Genomic DNA, 17,101 nt, shown 5'->3' with positions numbered 1-17,101 from the left:
GTGGGTGAATGGTTGATTTGGGGGTTAGTGAGTGGTTGATTGGGTTGATTAAGTGAATGGTTGGGTTGTTGGATCAGCGGTTTTTCTGAACCGAAATTTATCGGATTAAAGAATTTTTGGAATTTTAATGGCGCCTTTTTCTATTCAAAACCTATCAGTTGTTTACACGAGGCTCCTATGGAGCCGTTTTGTTTATGGCTGGGTTTTCTATAAACACGGCACCCCTATGGGGTATGATATTGCATAAAATCCAACTCCGTAGGAGTATCGTGTTTATAGCAAAACTAACGACATTGTCTTGGCTCCGTAGGTGCCTCGTAATTGAACTGTGCAAGCCAGCCATTCTCATCGAACCTCAACCACTCACCTAATCAACTCAATCAACCACTCACTAACCTTTATAATCCACAATGCTCAACCTATGCTCACAAAAACCATACTCATGCTCCTGGTTAGAGCATACAATGGTTAAACGCCCTTCCGCAAATTGTTGTACCAAACTAAGGTACCAATCAACGCCCTGGGTATCGAGGTTGGATGTTGGCTCGTCCAGCATCAGCATAGGGGTATCGGCACAAAAAGCCAGAGCCAGTTTAAGGCGCTGTTTCATGCCGGATGAGAAATATTTGATAAGCTTATTGGTGCTTTTAGGCAGGTTTAGCAAAGCTATGAGTTGCTCTTTATCCATCCCCGATTTAAAGCTTTTAAACTTGAAGTGGAAATCGATCATTTCGCTCAGTGTAAACTCTTCTATCAACTCCAAATAAGGTGCGGCAAGGCTCAGATAATTAAATACCTTATCAATTTCAATAGCGGTTCCGTTATCGGCAAATTCAATTTTACCTGCAGAAGGGGAAAGGCTGCCATTTAAAACCTGCAACAGGGTTGACTTTCCGGAGCCGTTATGGCCGAGGATGGCGTACGATTGTCCGGAAGTAAAAGTGTAATCTACCCCTTTAAAAATCCAGTCGCGGTTAAAGCGGCGGCCGATGTTTTGGAGGGTGATGGTCAACATATATTTGTCTGAATCAGAATTTTCAGAATGGGAGAATTAACAGAATTGAAAAGAGCAAGATCAGAACTTACAGGATTCTGAAAATTCTAAAATCCTGTAAATTCTGATTCAGACACTATCAGGTATTCCCAAACCCTTTCATGATACCGCGTTGCGAGTTTTGGAGGAAGTTGATGATCTCATCGCGTTCTTCGCTTGGGGTAAACTCGGCTTCAATGATATCGAGGGCTTTGGTTACGTTGTACTTTTTTAAGAAGATAATACGGTAAATCTCCTGGATCTCGGCAATGGTTGCAGCAGAAAAGCCACGGCGGCGCAAACCTACCGAGTTAATACCTACGTATGATAATGGTTCCCTGCCAGCCTTGGTATAAGGAGGCACATCCTTACGTACCAGCGAACCGCCCGAGATCATGCTGTGTGCGCCAATTTCTACAAACTGGTGTACTGCAGATGAACCGCCGATAAAAGCATAATCATAAACTGTAATGTGACCAGCCAGCTGTACAGCGTTGGCTACGATAACGTTGTTACCGATAACACAATCGTGCGCTACGTGTACGTAGGCCATCAGCAGGCAGTTGCTGCCAATGGTGGTAGTATTCTTATCGAGGGCGGTACCGCGGTTAAGGGTTACGCATTCGCGGATGGTGGTGTTATCGCCAATGGTTACGGTGCTTTGCTCGCCTTTATATTTCAGATCCTGCGGCGGGGCAGATACTACCGCGCCGGGGAAGATCCGGCAGTTTTTACCGATGCGGGCACCATCCATAATTACCGAGTTGGAGCCGATCCAGGTGCCTTCGCCAATTTCAACATCCTTGTGGATGGTTACGAAAGGCTCAATTACCACGTTATCGGCTATTTTGGCCTGTGGGTGTATGTATGCTAAAGGCTGGATCATGCTTCTGTTTCTTTTACTTTTACAATTTGGGCCATCAGTTCGGCTTCAACAACAATACGGTCGCCTACCATGCCTACACCTTTCATTGTCGCGATGCCGCGGCGGATAGGGGCGGTAAGGTCGCACACGTAAATAATAGTATCGCCGGGTACTACCTTGCTTTTAAAGCGTGCGTTCTCAATTTTCAGGAACAGGGTAAGGTAATTTTGCGGATCGGGAACGGTATTCAATACCAGGATACCGCCGGTTTGCACCATACCTTCAATCTGCAACACACCCGGAAATATCGGTGCTCCAGGGAAGTGGCCCTTAAAAAACTCCTCGTTAATGGTTACGTTTTTGGCTCCCACAACGTGGCTTTTGGTAAGTTCCAATATCTTATCGATCATCAGGAATGGCTGACGGTGGGGTAGCATCCCCATGATATCAACCGTATCAAAAAGCGGTTTGGCGTTCAGGTCGTAAGTTTTTACCTGCTTGCGGCTTTTTTCTTTTTTAATTAAAGCTTTGATCTTTTTAGCGAAAGCAACGTTAGCGGCGTGGCCCGGCCTTGCAGCCATGATATGACCTTTCAAAGGCACGCCAACCAAAGCCAGATCGCCTATCATGTCAAGCAGTTTGTGACGTGCAGGCTCGTTTTGGTGGCGAAGTTCGATATTGTTCAGGATGCCTTGAGGGGCAACGCTGATATCTTTACGGTTAAATAGTTTGGCCAGGTGGTTTAATTCTTCCTGGTCAACATCTTTATCAACAACTACGATGGCATTGTTCAGATCGCCGCCTTTTATCAGGTCGTGCTTCAACAGCATTTCCAGCTCATGCAAAAAGCAGAAGGTACGGCATGAAGCGATCTCCTTTTTAAACTCGCCAATGGTTGAGATACTGGCATGCTGGCTACCCAACACCTGCGAGTTATAATCAACCATGCAGGTAAAGCGGTAATCATCCAAAGGCATAGCTACCATCTCTACCTTACGGTCGGGCTCAGAGTAGTGGATGTTGTAGGGGATATGGTAATATTCGCGGTCGGCATCCTGCTCAACAAGGCCGGTTTCGGTAATTACATCAACAAATTGTATCGAGCTGCCATCCATAATGGGGGTTTCAGGACCATCCATATCAATCAGCACATTATCCACCTCAAGGCCAACCAACGCCGCAAGCACGTGCTCAACAGTGTTAACCGTAGCACCGTTCTGGCTGATAGATGTTCCGCGCGAAGTATCGCTTACGTTATCAACGTCGGCATCAATAATAGGCGAACCGGGGATATCAACCCTCCTGAATTTGTAACCGTGGTTTTCAGGGGCGGGGTTAAAGGTCATGGTAACCCGCTGACCGGTGTGCAAGCCTGTTCCTGATACCGAAACCGGCGCTTTAATAGTTCTTTGTTTAACGTTCATATTTAATTTAACAGGCTACAGTTATTCTGCTGCTTTGCCTTTACGTAGTTCTTCAATCAATTTTTCAAGTTCGTAAACCCTGCGGTCAAGCTCGGGCAGTTTACGCAACTTAGCGTGGGCACGAAGGTAATCTTTATATGGCATATATGGAGTACCTCCCCATACCTTACCCTCTTCAGTTATAGAACTGTTGATACCCGTTTGTGCCGAAAACTGTGTACCGTTAGCTATACTCAGGTGACCGGCAATACCAACCTGCCCGCCGATTACAACCCTGTCGCCAATTTTAGTACTGCCCGATATACCTGCCTGCCCTGCAATTACCGTATTTACACCCACCTCAACATTATGCGCCACCTGTACCAGGTTATCAATTTTGGCACCTTTACGAATAATGGTAGAACCCATGGTAGCCCTGTCGATAGCCGTATTGGCACCTACCTCAACATCATCCTCAATCACCACATTGCCTATCTGGGCAATTTTGGTGTAAGTTCCGTCAGGGTTAGGGGCAAATCCAAAGCCGTCGCTGCCAATAACCGTACCCGAGTGGATGGTTACGTTATTACCAATCACACAGTCAAAATAAACGGTTACGCCGGCAAAAAGGGTAACATTATTACCAAGTGTTACATTATCGCCAATGTTTACGTTTGGATAGATTTTGCAGTTATCACCAATTTTTACGTCCTGGCCTATGTAGGCAAAAGCGCCTATGTATGGGTCGGCACCAACCTGTGCGGATGGATGGATAAAATTAGGTTCCTCAATCCCTTTTTTGTTAAGCCGGAATGAGTTGTATTGCTGCAACACCTGGGTAAACGCACTGTAGGCATTCTCCACACGGATCAGCGTTGCCTTTACCGGGCCGGTTAACTGCTGGCCATTATTAATAATTACGATAGAAGCATTGGTAGTATACAAATACTGCTCGTACTTGGGGTTGGATAAAAAAGAAAGACAGCTCTCGCCGGCCTCTTCTATTTTAGCCAGCTGGTTTACTGTAACTGCTGCATCACCCTCAACTGTTCCGTTAAGCAGCATCGCTATATCTTGAGCACTAAATTGCATCGGGCAAATTTATAATGTTAAAATTGAAGCAACAAATTATTAATGAGTTATGAACACGCGTTAAAAAGTTTTGAGACTCAAAGTGTTTTGATTTTCATGGTATCTTCATTTGTGAGAGGGCTTGATCTGCTCTACCTACACAAAATCCCAACAAACCTCCATCCGTCATTGCGAGGTACGAAGCAATCGCGAACTATACAGGGCGGACCTGCCTGCGTGCGATTGCTTCGTTCCTCGCAATGACGTTCCATTAATTTTAATTCAACAACTCCTTATTATAACACAATATGTGTTTCTTAACCGTTTTGGCCAATGCTACTAAATTCGAGTTATCGCTCGCCTCGGCAATATCTTTTACGTGGCCATTTTTCATTAAGATGCCGATATTGCCATCGCCTGGGCTATAGGCGCTATTGCGGATAGATGTGGTGAACACAAAATAAGCAGCCGCATCATCATAAGTAATACCATATTTTTCGATTGCTTTCTGCCGCAATTGCTCCACAAAAACCTCATCCGGGCATTCGTTAGTAATATCAACCCTGAATAAATTGCGCTGCACCAGGTTTTTGCAAAGTGTTGATAATACAAAATCAGGGTGTGAGGCCCATACTTTTACCGAGGCCATGATATCGGTATCATCCAGGCCGGCAAAAGTTTCAAGATGATGATCCTCGTTCATAAAAGCATCCCGGCTGATGCGGTTTTTTAAAAAGTGCATCAACGCGGGTGTAGCGAAAAGCTCTTCGCCATCGGCAATCAACTTACGGCCGCGTTTAAATATTTTGGTCAGCACTTCCTCGCCTGCAATTACGGTTTTATGCAGATACACCTGCCAGTACATCAGGCGGCGGGCAATCAAAAATTTCTCTATCGAGTAAATGCCTTTTTCGTCAACCACCACATGATCATCTTTCACGTTCAGCATTTTGATGATACGCTCTGAGCTGATCACCCCTTCGGATACACCGGTGAAGAAACTGTCGCGATTCAAATAATCCAGCCTGTCCATATCCAGCTGGCTCGATACCAGGTGGTGTAAAAACTTGCGCGGATAGGTATCATTAAAAATGCTGATAGCCATGGTAAGCTTACCTTCAAACTCCTCGTTAAGCTTGTTCATCAGCATAGACGAAATATCCTCATGCGCAATGCCGTCAATAATGGTATTTTCTAAAGCGTGCGAGAAAGGGCCGTGGCCTATATCATGCAATAAAATAGCTATGGTTACAGCTTCCTCTTCTTCGTGGGTGATGTTGTGCCCTTTTCCGCGCAGGGTTTCCAGCGCGGTAGCCATGAGGTACATGGCGCCTAAAGCGTGATGAAAGCGGGTATGCAATGCGCCGGGATAAACCAGGTGTGTCATGCCCAATTGCTTAATATACCGCAACCGCTGAAAATAGGGGTGTGCTATCAAATCGAAGATCAGCTCGGTTGGAATGGTGATAAACCCATAAACCGGATCGTTAATTATTTTCTTTTTATTCAATGTTGCTGTTGTGAATGCAAAAATGTAAAACAAAGGTAAAATAACCCCGGCAGCTTTGTTAAATTTTGTTAATACCTTTACTAAGCAACAACAAATGTTTCACTTTGAGGTTTATTGTCTGAATCAGAATTTTCAGAATTTAAGAATTAGCAAAATTTTGAAAAGCTGAGGATTTACGGAATGTAGCGGCAAAAACCGATATTTGAAAAGCGTTTAACCTTACACTGAATCATTCTGAAAATTTTCAAATTCTGAAAATTCTGATTCAGACGAAAATATAACACATATACCATGCAAGACACCACCATTTTGTGGGCCGATGACGAAATTGACCTGCTACGACCACATATACTTTTCCTGGGCGAAAAGGGCTACAAAGTAACCACCGTTACCAACGGTTACGATGCAGTCGATTCGTTCAAAAACAATTACTACGATCTTGTTTTTTTAGATGAAAACATGCCTGGCCTAACCGGCCTGGAAACGCTGCAGCAGATTAAAAACATCAATAACGACGTGCCTATCGTACTCATCACCAAAAACGAGGAAGAGTATTTGATGGAGGATGCCATCGGCTCGAAGATTGATGATTACCTGATCAAGCCGGTACACCCAAAGCAGATACTGCTTACCATTAAAAAGCTTACCGAAAACAAGCGCCTGGTTACCGAGAAAACCACCATGGCCTACCAGATGGATTTCCGTACCCTGGGCATGACGCTTAACGAAAACCTGAGCCATCAGGAATGGGTTGATGTTTATAAAAAGCTCATTTACTGGGAACTGGAACTCGAGAAACTGGAAGATGCCGGCATGCACGAGATCCTTACCCTGCAAAAGGCCGAGGCCAACATGCAGTTTTGCAAATTTGTGGAACGTAACTATTTAAACTGGATCAAAAACCCGGATTTGGCACCAACGTCGTCAATCCAATTGTTTAAAAAGAAGGTATTCCCTAAGCTGGATGGAAAAGGTCCGGTTTTCTTTATTTTGATAGATAACCTGCGTTACGATCAATTCAAGATCATCAACCCGATCATATCCGAATATTTCAGGTTGGAGGAAGAGGATACTTATTATAGCATCCTGCCAACCGCAACACAGTACGCCCGAAACGCTATCTTCTCGGGTCTGATGCCGCTGGATATGGAAAAACGCTATCCAAGTATGTGGCAAAACGACGAGGACGAAGGCGGCAAAAACCTGTACGAAGCCGAATTTTTAGCCGATCATCTGAAACGTGTGCTGCGCAAGGATTGCAAACACTCATACCACAAAATATTAAACATTGATGAGGGCCGTGCGCTGAACGAATCGGTAAACAACCTCATGAATAACGAGCTTAATGTTGTGGTGTATAACTTTGTGGATATGCTGTCGCATGCCCGTACAGATATGCAAATGATCCGCGAGCTGGCCAGTGATGATGCCGCTTACCGTTCATTAACGCTATCATGGTTTGAGCATTCACCATTGCTTGATCTGCTTAAATTCCTCGCGCAAAAACAGGTACGCGTAGTAATCACTACTGATCATGGTACCATCCGCGTAAAAAACCCAAGCAAAATTGTAGGCGACCGTAATACCAACACCAACCTGCGCTATAAACAAGGCAAAAACCTTAATTATAATGCCAAAGAGGTGTTCCACATCCGCAACCCGCACGATGCAATGCTGCCAAGACTGCACATCAGCTCAAGCTTTGTGTTTGCTAAAGAGGATAGCTACTTTGTGTACCCTAATAACTACAACCACTTTGTTAATTTTTATAACGAAACTTTTCAGCACGGAGGCATTTCGTTAGAAGAGATGATTGTGCCTATTGTTACTTACGGGCCTAAGTAACGGATGTGTTGCTACCATCTTGGGGGCTCTACGCCGCCGCCCGGCTGGAGCCGGGCGGCGGCGAGGTTTAAAAAAAGCAAAACGCCGTTGCAAATCCAATTATGCAACGGCGTTTTCATTTATAAGTTCTGATATTATCCCTTCTTCGCTTCTTCCTTTTTTTCCTCCTTCTCAATCTTTTGCTCCACTTTTTTCAAATTGCCCTGCAATTGCGGGTTTTGCGCCGGAAGCACGCTTACCTTGTGTTCAACTTCGGTTTGTAATATATGAACCGCGTATGATGCCGGTTCTATATGGCTGCCGCTGGCCTCGGCATAAACCTGGGTAAATTCGGCTCCAATATATAATATGGCAGATGTATAATAGATCCAAACCAAAATAACAATGATCGATCCTGCAGCACCATAAGCTGAACCTTGCGCGGTGTAATGTATATATAAGCTTATAATGTATTGGCCTAACATAAACAGAATAGCAGTAAATATTGATCCGCTGCGAACATCCTTCCACTTAATCTTAACATCGGGCAAAAACTTGAATATAATGCTAAACAGTGTTGTGATAATTACCAGGGTGATACCCAGGTTAAGGCCCTGAACCAGTATTTTCGTTACCGAGTCGATACCCGGCAAAAACCGTTGAACCTGGTCTTGTATCGCCTGGATAATGATATTTATGATCAATGATGCCAGTAATAAAAAGCCCAGGCTAATGATCAATGAAAACGATACGAACCTGTTGCGTAACAACTGCAACCAACCGCTTTTAGGTCTTGCTTTTACCCTCCAGATGATATTAAGTGAATCCTGGATCTCGATAAAAATACTACTCGCACCCAACAGCAATGTACCAACACCTATTACCACAGCCATACCCGATTTGCCCGAAAGCGCCAGGTGCTTCAAGGCATCCTGAATTTGAGCCGCCGGCTGCGGACCAACGTACCGCACAATCTCCGGATAAAGTTTATTAGTAACCGCATCCTGCTTGAATACCAATCCCGCTACCGACATCACGATAATCAGCAGCGGAGCTATAGAAAAAACGGTATAATAAGCCAGTGAGGCACTTAGTTTTAAGCCATTATCTTTAGAGAAACCTGTAAAGGAAGCCAGTAAAATCTTCCATAATTGTTTAAAGTAATCCTTGCTGAAAAACTTCATAACTGTTTTTTTATAGGGTGTAAATGTTGTTTCAATTGTGTTTAAGCAATATTGATGCCTTTTGTAAACTACGGGATCTTTAATAAAAAGAAAATGTCGATAAAGCAGGGGAATGGCTTGCGGGTGGCGCGAAAGAGAAATCTTATACGACATAACGGCGGCCTTGTAAGGCTGTGAAGCAGGGCGTACAGGATTTCTCCTCACCACCCGCGCTCATTCCTCTGCAGGTTCGTCTAAATGACAATCGGTTTTTGAATCGTATCCCGCCATCTCAAAGTTTCTGCAACGGCACATCCAACAGTTCATAATCACTCCATCCATTAAAATCATAATGCCACCACTCAGTAGAAAGCACCCTGAAGCCATATTTAGCCATTACAGCCTTAAGCAATTCCCGGTTTGAGATCTGCAATTGCGATAAATTAGGGTAATTAGCCGATGCTTTACGGCTAAAACTGTCAAAGGGTGTAGGCATATCCAGCTCTTTACCCGTTCTAAGGTCAATCAACGACAGGTCAATGGCACAGCCCCGGTTGTGTTTTGATCCCAAACGCGGGTTTGCCACGAAATTAGTATCCGGCGTTTTTTCGTAAAAATCTACGGTAACCGAGTAGGGGCGGTAGGCATCGTAAATTTTAAGTCCTAAATTTTGAGTCTTGAGTTCAGCCTCCACCTGTTGCAGGGCTTTTACCACCGGTAAACGGGCGTAGGCTTTGGCAACAGTGTACATGCGGCGGTGCATAAAATTATTGGTGGTAGCATAGCGGATATCCGGAACAATTTGCGGGATATATTTTTTTATTTCGACAAGTTGCTTATCCGGATTGGCTTTTACCTGTACTTTATACCGGGCAATATTGCTGATTTTTGTACTATCGATATATTTATAGTGCTGGGCGCGGGCATTCAATCCCACAACAATAAAAACCAGGATTATAAAATATCTGCCCATAAAATTAACGGTGCGATACGATGAGCAGGTCGAGATCTTTACAGGGGATGGAGAACCTGTCGCCGATGTGTTTGTTGGTAAGCTGCCCCTGGTAAATGTAAACAGCGTTACGTACGCCCGATTTTTCCCAGATCACATTTTTGATACCGCCATGATCGCCGATATCCAGTAAAATAGGTGCGAAAATATTGGTAAGCGCATAAGTAGCGGTGCGGGCCACCCGTGAAGCAATATTAGGCACGCAATAATGAATAACATCATACTTGCGGAAAACCGGGTGGGTGTGGTTGGTAACTTCGGATGTTTCAAAGCAGCCCCCCTGGTCAATACTTACATCAATGATCACCGAATCGCGCTTCATTTTACTTACTGTTGTTTCCGAAATAATGCACGGACTACGGCCATCTTCGGCACGCAACGCGCCAATGGCTACATCGCAGGTAGTAATGGCTTTTTCTAAAACAATAGGCTGTACAACAGATGTAAATACCCTGCTGCCAATGTTATTCTGTAATCTGCGGAGTTTATAAATTGATGGGTCGAATACCTTCACTTCGGCACCTAATGATATCGCTGTACGGGCAGCGTATTCGCCTACTGTACCCGCTCCTAAAATCACGATCTCGGTAGGGGGCACGCCGGTAATACCACCCAACATCAGGCCTTTGCCTTCGAAAACATTGCTCAGGTATTCGGCAGCGATGAGGATAGAAGTAGCGCCAACAATTTCACTCATCGCCCTAACAACAGTAAGGATATTACCCTCATCGCGCAGGTGTTCAAAGCTTAGTGCCGTAATTTTTTTGGCCATCAGGGCCTGGATGCTTTCGGCTTTGAGCGTTGCCATTTGCAGGGTAGAAATCAGCAACTGGCCTGGTTTCATCATCTCAATTTCCTGCATGGTTGGCGGGGCAATTTTAATGATGATATCGGCTTCGTAAACCTTCTTGGTATCGTAAATGATGAGTCCGCCCTGATCGGCATAATCTTTATCCGAAAAATTGGCCGCCTGCCCGGCATTGCTTTCCAACAGCACGTCGTGGCCGTTATTAACCAGTAAAGCAACCGATAACGGCGTTAGGGGCACCCGGTTTTCCTGGAAAGAAATCTCTTTGGGAATGCCGATATATAATTTGTTCTTCTTAGATTTTACCTCAAGCAACGACTCCTGGGGCTGCATCATTGCCTGCTTGGCAATATCCGAAAACCCACTAATGATCCCTGAACTCATGATGTATTTTTTAAAGGCTGATGAAGATAAGAAAATTAGCCGGATGATGGAACTAAAAGTTTTGGATGCTGATGAGCCTCGAGTTATCATCCGCGACCTTGATATTCACGGTTGTATAATGATCAGGCAGCAAATCCGGAATTTTTTCGGGCCACTCAATAAAGCAATAGGCACCGCTGTAAAAATATTCTTCATAGCCCATATCCAGTGCTTCGGTTTGTGTTTTAAGGCGATAAAAATCAAAATGAAAAATGCGGCTGTCGCGGCCGATGTATTCATTAACAATAGAGAATGTAGGACTCGTGGCTGGCTCATCAATACCCAGTTCTTCGCACAAGGCTTTGATGAGGGTTGTTTTGCCGGCACCCATATCGCCGTAAAATAAAAAGATCTTATTCTCCGCCGAATGATCCAATATGGCTTTGGCAGCTTGCGGTAGCTGGGCTAATGTGTTAACAGATAGTTGCACTTGTGTATGATTACCATTTACGCTATTGCTTCGTACTTCGCAATGACAGTTATGTGTGAATTGAGTTTATCAAAAATAAAAAAATTAAATATTAGCCACCAAACTTTCAAAAATTGCATCACGGCTTGAATATGTGATCATCTATAAAACCTGTTTTAATAAAAAAAGCTTCGCCTTACAGCGAAGCTTCCAATAAATATAGTTTAAATTAAGTTAGGATTTTTTATTGGTGTTAAACCCAAACGGCACAACAACTTTAAAACTGATGTTGCGGCCCATATTAAATATACCGGGGCGCACACCCTCCGGCACAGTAGGATTGTCGAAATATTTAAGCCTGCTCATGTTTGATTGATAGTTAACATTGGCAAGATTGGTTCCTTCAACAAAAAGCTTAATAACCGGTTGGCCTGCCTTGTTTACAATGCTACCTCCAAAACCAGCACTTAGCAAATTATACCCGGCGGTGTAAGTTTCCGTTCCGTAGGCGGCAAAAAACCGGTCCTGCGCACTGTAGTGATCAAAGCCAACAAAAGCGTAAAGGCTCTTCAGCTTGCCTAAGCCCCCATTAAATGTTCCGCGAAGCTCAGAGTGAATGTGCAAGGGTGGTATAAATGGCAAATATTTCAAGCTATCGGCAATCGGGCCGCCATTACCCTTATTTTCGCCATAAGTTAAGCTTAATGCATTTTCAAAATGCAGCCACGAAATTGGGTGCAAATCAACACTAACCTCGCCGCCGTAAATGCGGGCTTTACTTTGCACATAAGTAAAGGTTGTATAACCCTGTGTATAAACCGGACTGCCATCGGCCGCTAAAACCTGTTGCTGATAAATGTAATTGCTCAGGTTATTATTAAAAACCTCAACACTGGCCGATATATTGGGCAACGTTAAAAAAGTACCGATATCTTCCTGCAGGCTAAACTCCGGTTTAAAGTTTTTATCGCCAATGTGATAGATCTGTGAACCCGGATCCGGGCCATTGGCCGAAATTTCGGCAATACTTGGCGCCCTGAAACCGCGTGAAATGTTGCCCTTGATCAGGAACGCGTCGGAAACATTATACGTAGCGCCGAAGCTGCCCGAAAACCCGCTGAAGCGCTTGCTGAAGGCATCAAATTGTTTGGTAACGTTAGCCGCGGTTTCGGGATTACTACCGGTGTACAATTGCGGGTAACCCTTAGCACCCAAAGTATCAACGTAGGCTGCCGCGTTTGAGAACGAACGGGTATCATACCTTGCACCCGCCGAAACATCTAACTTGCCAAAGCTTTTTTTGATAACAAAAAACGGACCTACATCAAATTGATGATAAGCGGGAATAGGAAAATCGGTAGCATCGCCAATGGTATTATTGCCATACTGCCCGTTAATGCCAAAGGTTGTTTCATAATCGTTACCGATATTAAAGTTGTATTTAACATCATAAGTATAAGTAGACAGGTGTAAGTTAAGCCCTGCAATATCGCCATCTTCGGGGTGCGTGTATTCGCGGCGGTGGCTGTATTGAAAGCCGAGGTTAACCGCGAGGTTACCATTTCCTAAAATAAAATTACTGTTGTTGTAAATACGGTAAAGTTGCACATGCTGGTGCAGGGTTGGTATTTTATAGGAGTTTAAAACCGAGTTTGGCACAATTGGCCTATATGCATCGTCTTCGGTAATTTGCTGTGTAAACTTGCGGGTAAGCGAATCGCGGCTACCATCGGGGATAGACTGTTCATCATCAAACACCGATGCATGCAGGTATGAATATCCCCATGATTTGTTAAGCCCAACCATAACGCGGGCATCTTTTTCGCGGTAGTTGGTACCATATACACGGCCATCGTGCTCGTTTTGATAATCTTTACTGCCTTTGGCTGATACTACTGTACCCCAAATCAATCCGTTTTGATTACCCTGCAACCTGAACGATCCGTTATATAAACCCTGGTTAGTGCCATAAAGCCCCTGAACCGAGCCTAATATCTTTCCTTCGGGAACAGGTGCCGGCGAAATCAGGTTTACAACACCACCAATAGCGTCAGAGCCATAGCTTAAACTTGCCGGGCCTTTGATCACCTCTACACGGTCTATCGAATTTTGATCAACTTCAATACCATGTTCATCGCCCCATTGCTGGCCTTCCTGGCGGATGCCATCCTGTAATGTTATCACCCGGTTATATCCCAACCCGTGGATAAATGGCTTAGATACATTTGGGCCTGTAGTAACCGCGCTTACACCCGGCAACGTAGCTATCTGATCAATAACATTACCAGACGCCGCACGCTGCTCAAGATATGCTTTTCCTACCGCCAACATAGGCACAGGGCTGCGTTTTATTTCGGTGGCTTTGCTTACACCGGTAACAACAACCTCACCGGCCTCGAGCGATGAGGTTTGCATTTTCACATCAAAAACACTTGTTTTTGAAAAATCAACCCTTTGGGTAACTGTAAGGTAGCCTATATAAGTAATCTGCACCAGGAAAACCCCTTTGGGCACTGTACCAAAACTGTATTTACCATTTACATCGGTAATAGTACCCTTACGTAAATCGGGAATATTTACCGTTGCACCAATAATTGGCTTGCCATCGGCCTTATCGGTAATAGTACCTGAAAGGGTACCCGCGGCATCCTCTACAAGGTTGATTTTTATGTTACGAGTAGCGCCGTCCGCAAGCGCGACAAATTGAGCGGACAAAAACAATAATATAGCGAAGCTGATAAGCTTTAATTTCATGACGAAAACTTAAGAAATAGATAAATGCCCCTATAACAGCGGCTTGTTTAGAAAAATAAATAAGAGCAGAAACTATGCCGCAACAGGAGGTGCGCGGCCGGCAGCGAGAATAAGCGCAAGGCTTACAAAATTGTAATCGCCCTGTTTAAAAACATGGGTAGATGGTACAAGGGGTATTAAAAATAATTTGTTGGTTAACACCACGGCATCGGCATGATGCATGGCATCGCATAGCAAACATTTTTCTTTGATGGTTTGCCTGTCGGCAGCGATGTGGCTATGTTTGGTGATGCCCTTAATTAGCGCGTGCTGGTGCGAATAAACGGCATACTGGCCAACTACAAAGCTTAGCAGTAGCAACCACGCGAATACGATATGTAGGCGTTTTTTATTCACAGTCAACACCCATTAAACGGGATAAAGCAAAAGTAAGTATTAAAACGGGAATATTAATGCAACATTGTAACAATATCGAAACCTTTCGCTTTAATATCATTGGGTCATTAGGTCATTTTTTATTGTCCTCTTTATTAACCAAGGCTAACCACGTGCAAAGCAAATGACTTAATGAAACATATTAAGTCATTTTTCCGGGTGCCTTTTCCTGGCAGGAAGGAATAGACCACATGCAAAGCAAATGACTCAATGACCTAATGACCCAATGAAATAACCTATCTTTGCAAGCTATGACACCTGCCGAGATCAATAAAAAATGGGATATACTGCAGCAACACATTGCCGAGGATTTTGATAACGAAAAGCCCGACATTAAAGTGATGCTGTTTTTAATAGGGGTACAGGAATTAGGGCAGGGACCACGCAAGTTCAGCAAGCGCCAAAAGGAAGAGCTGATGCACATAGCCACCTGCAGACTATTGAGCATGATGGGTTTTTACGAACTGGAAGGCCTTGACCAGGACGGCTGGCCGCATTGGAAACGCACCAAGGTTATCCCCAACTACACCCTGTTGGAACAGGAGATGATGATGAAATCGCTCATTATTAGTTATTTTGAGGAATTAGGGGTGATTTAGGTTTGGGTGAGTGGTTGATTGGGTTGATTAGGTGAATGGTTGTTTGTAACCCCAATTGTCATGCTGAATTTATTTCAGCACCCCACTCCCAAGCAACCACGCTAAGCAAAGCGAACACCTGTCCGGTGGGATGCCGAAATAAATTCGGCACGACGGTACCGGGAAAATAAAATTCTAAAAATTCATAAATTCGATAAATTCCGGTTCAGAAACCCTTATGAAGAAACTTTTTACTTTAAGCATCTTATTACTAAGTATTACAGCCGCCGCATTTGCCCGCCCGCCTAAAAACCAGTATGTGCGCATCCATACTACTTATGGCGATTGCATTATCCGTTTGTATAATGAAACACCTTTACACAGGGATAACTTTATCAAGCTTACCAAAAAAGGCTTTTTTAACGGAACGCTTTTTCACCGGGTAATTCAAAACTTCATGATCCAGGGCGGCGACCCTGATTCGAAAGATCCCGTAAAAGCCAAACCCGGTGCCGAACTGGGTAACGGCGATGTAGGTTATACAGTTCCGGCCGAGTTTCGTGACAGCCTGTTTCACAAACGGGGCGTATTGGCGGCAGCCCGCGATGAAAACCCAACCAAAGCATCAAGCGGCTGCCAGTTTTATATTACGGAGGGTAAACGCTTTACAGATGGTAAACTGGATACACTGGAAAACACCAGGCTAAAAGGCCGCAAAATACCGGTATGGCAACGCGAATGGTATAAAACTGTAGGAGGCGTACCGCATCTCGATCAAAACTATACCGTTTTTGGCGAGGTGGTTTCAGGCATTGATATGGTAGATAGGATAGCTGCTGTAAAAAAAGATAAAAACGACAGGCCGGCTACCGATATACCCATGACTGTAGAGCTGTTAAGTAAACATGAATGCAAGCAGCTGGATAAAATTCTCTATCCGCAGAAAAAATAAAAACATCTAAAATTGCTGCCTAACCAAATCCGAAATCGAACATCCCAAATCCGAAATGAAAATAATCACTTATAATGTTAACGGTATCCGCTCGGCTATCAACAAAGGCTGGCTGGCCTGGTTGCAGGCAACAGATGCCGATGTTGTTTGCCTGCAGGAAATTAAGGCAACACCTGATGTACTGACCGATCTGGGTTTGGTAGACGCCATGGGCTACCAGCACTACTGGTTCCCGGCCGAAAAGAAGGGGTACAGCGGCACCGCCATTTTTACCAAAATTTTGCCCAAACATATTGAATACGGCTGCGGCATCCCCGATTTTGACCGCGAAGGTCGTTGCATCCGCATTGATTTTGATGAGGTATCAGTAATGAGCGTTTATTTCCCCTCGGGCTCGAGCGGTGATGAGCGCCAGGTTTTTAAATATCGTTTTTTAGATGAGTTTGGCAAATATCTCACCCTGCTTAAAGTAACCATCCCCAACCTGGTAGTTTGCGGCGATTATAACATCTGCCACAAGGCTATCGATATCCACAACCCAAAATCAAACGCCAACTCATCAGGCTTTTTGCCCGAAGAACGTGAGTGGATGGAGAATTTTATTGAAGGTGGCTTTATCGATACCTTCCGGCATGTAAATAAAGAGCCGCACAATTACACCTGGTGGAGTTTCCGCGCCGGGGCACGTGGTAAAAACTTAGGATGGCGTATTGATTATGCTATGGCCAGCACACCGCTTGAAGCTAACATTCGCCGGGCGGCTATTTTGCCTGAGGCTAAGCACTCAGATCATTGCCCGGTTTTGCTGGAGCTGGAGTTTTAATTCTGCTGTTAAAAAAAATATCCATCCTGGCGGTCGTG

General features: G+C 44.4%; 15 protein-coding genes. 4 read left to right on the top strand and 11 right to left on the bottom strand.

Annotation, left to right across the window (positions count from 1 at the left end):
* Positions 1-391 precede the first annotated feature (391 nt).
* From HYN43_RS24355 to HYN43_RS24330, 5 genes are all read right to left on the bottom strand, one after another.
* A complete protein-coding gene (locus tag HYN43_RS24355; protein ID WP_119409110.1) occupies positions 392-1,012 on the bottom strand; it encodes an ABC transporter ATP-binding protein in 621 nt (206 codons plus the stop codon).
* Positions 1,013-1,133: 121 nt separating this feature from the next.
* Positions 1,134-1,919: an acyl-ACP--UDP-N-acetylglucosamine O-acyltransferase gene (lpxA, locus tag HYN43_RS24350; RefSeq protein ID WP_119406501.1), complete on the bottom strand. Its 786-nt coding sequence runs from the start codon at positions 1,917-1,919 to the stop codon at positions 1,134-1,136.
* Entirely contained in the window at positions 1,916-3,322 is a 1,407-nt protein-coding gene (locus tag HYN43_RS24345; RefSeq protein ID WP_119406500.1) for a bifunctional UDP-3-O-[3-hydroxymyristoyl] N-acetylglucosamine deacetylase/3-hydroxyacyl-ACP dehydratase, read from the bottom strand. Before HYN43_RS24345 ends, lpxA begins: the two co-directional genes overlap by 4 nt.
* Positions 3,323-3,343: 21 nt before the next feature.
* Complete coding sequence (gene lpxD / locus HYN43_RS24340) at positions 3,344-4,393, bottom strand: UDP-3-O-(3-hydroxymyristoyl)glucosamine N-acyltransferase (protein ID WP_119406499.1); 1,050 nt, start codon at positions 4,391-4,393, stop codon at positions 3,344-3,346.
* 256 nt (positions 4,394-4,649) lie between these two features.
* Positions 4,650-5,882 (bottom strand): HD domain-containing protein, encoded by a 1,233-nt coding sequence (locus tag HYN43_RS24330; RefSeq protein WP_119409109.1) that lies wholly within the window; start codon positions 5,880-5,882, stop codon positions 4,650-4,652.
* Positions 5,883-6,173: 291 nt separating this feature from the next.
* Between HYN43_RS24330 and porX the strand changes: the two genes are divergently transcribed.
* The gene (porX, locus tag HYN43_RS24325; RefSeq protein ID WP_119406497.1) at positions 6,174-7,727 is read left to right on the top strand and encodes a T9SS response regulator signal transducer PorX; all 1,554 of its coding nucleotides are present in this window, start codon (positions 6,174-6,176) and stop codon (positions 7,725-7,727) included.
* Between the two features lie 134 nt (positions 7,728-7,861).
* Here the strand turns inward: porX and HYN43_RS24320 are convergent, their stop codons facing one another.
* The 6 genes from HYN43_RS24320 to HYN43_RS24295 all read right to left on the bottom strand — a co-directional run bounded on the left by HYN43_RS24320 (position 7,862) and on the right by HYN43_RS24295 (position 14,671).
* On the bottom strand, positions 7,862-8,890 hold the full coding sequence (locus tag HYN43_RS24320; protein ID WP_119406496.1) for a YihY/virulence factor BrkB family protein: 1,029 nt from the start codon (positions 8,888-8,890) through the stop codon (positions 7,862-7,864).
* Between the two features lie 271 nt (positions 8,891-9,161).
* Positions 9,162-9,842 (bottom strand): M15 family metallopeptidase, encoded by a 681-nt coding sequence (locus HYN43_RS24315; protein ID WP_119406495.1) that lies wholly within the window; start codon positions 9,840-9,842, stop codon positions 9,162-9,164.
* Between the two features lie 4 nt (positions 9,843-9,846).
* On the bottom strand, positions 9,847-11,073 hold the full coding sequence (locus tag HYN43_RS24310) for an alanine dehydrogenase (protein ID WP_205589820.1): 1,227 nt from the start codon (positions 11,071-11,073) through the stop codon (positions 9,847-9,849).
* 52 nt (positions 11,074-11,125) lie between these two features.
* A complete protein-coding gene (gene tsaE, locus HYN43_RS24305; protein ID WP_119406494.1) occupies positions 11,126-11,542 on the bottom strand; it encodes a tRNA (adenosine(37)-N6)-threonylcarbamoyltransferase complex ATPase subunit type 1 TsaE in 417 nt (138 codons plus the stop codon).
* Positions 11,543-11,755: 213 nt separating this feature from the next.
* Positions 11,756-14,275 (bottom strand): TonB-dependent receptor, encoded by a 2,520-nt coding sequence (locus HYN43_RS24300; protein WP_119406493.1) that lies wholly within the window; start codon positions 14,273-14,275, stop codon positions 11,756-11,758.
* A 72-nt stretch (positions 14,276-14,347) separates the two neighbouring features.
* Positions 14,348-14,671 (bottom strand): hypothetical protein, encoded by a 324-nt coding sequence (locus HYN43_RS24295; protein WP_119406492.1) that lies wholly within the window; start codon positions 14,669-14,671, stop codon positions 14,348-14,350.
* Positions 14,672-14,961: 290 nt separating this feature from the next.
* On the opposite strand from HYN43_RS24295, the gene HYN43_RS24290 reads away from it, so the two are divergent.
* The 3 genes from HYN43_RS24290 to HYN43_RS24280 all read left to right on the top strand — a co-directional run bounded on the left by HYN43_RS24290 (position 14,962) and on the right by HYN43_RS24280 (position 17,063).
* A complete protein-coding gene (locus HYN43_RS24290; protein ID WP_119406491.1) occupies positions 14,962-15,309 on the top strand; it encodes a hypothetical protein in 348 nt (115 codons plus the stop codon).
* A gap of 217 nt (positions 15,310-15,526) precedes the next feature.
* Positions 15,527-16,240 (top strand): peptidylprolyl isomerase, encoded by a 714-nt coding sequence (locus HYN43_RS24285; RefSeq protein WP_119406490.1) that lies wholly within the window; start codon positions 15,527-15,529, stop codon positions 16,238-16,240.
* A 55-nt stretch (positions 16,241-16,295) separates the two neighbouring features.
* Entirely contained in the window at positions 16,296-17,063 is a 768-nt protein-coding gene (locus HYN43_RS24280) for an exodeoxyribonuclease III (protein ID WP_119406489.1), read from the top strand.
* Positions 17,064-17,101: the final 38 nt, after the last annotated feature.

The sequence above is a fragment of the Mucilaginibacter celer genome (assembly GCF_003576455.2).
GTDB lineage: Bacteria > Bacteroidota > Bacteroidia > Sphingobacteriales > Sphingobacteriaceae > Mucilaginibacter > Mucilaginibacter celer.
Note: the sequence above shows the minus strand (reverse complement) of the source record. Positions and strands in the feature narration are given on the sequence as shown.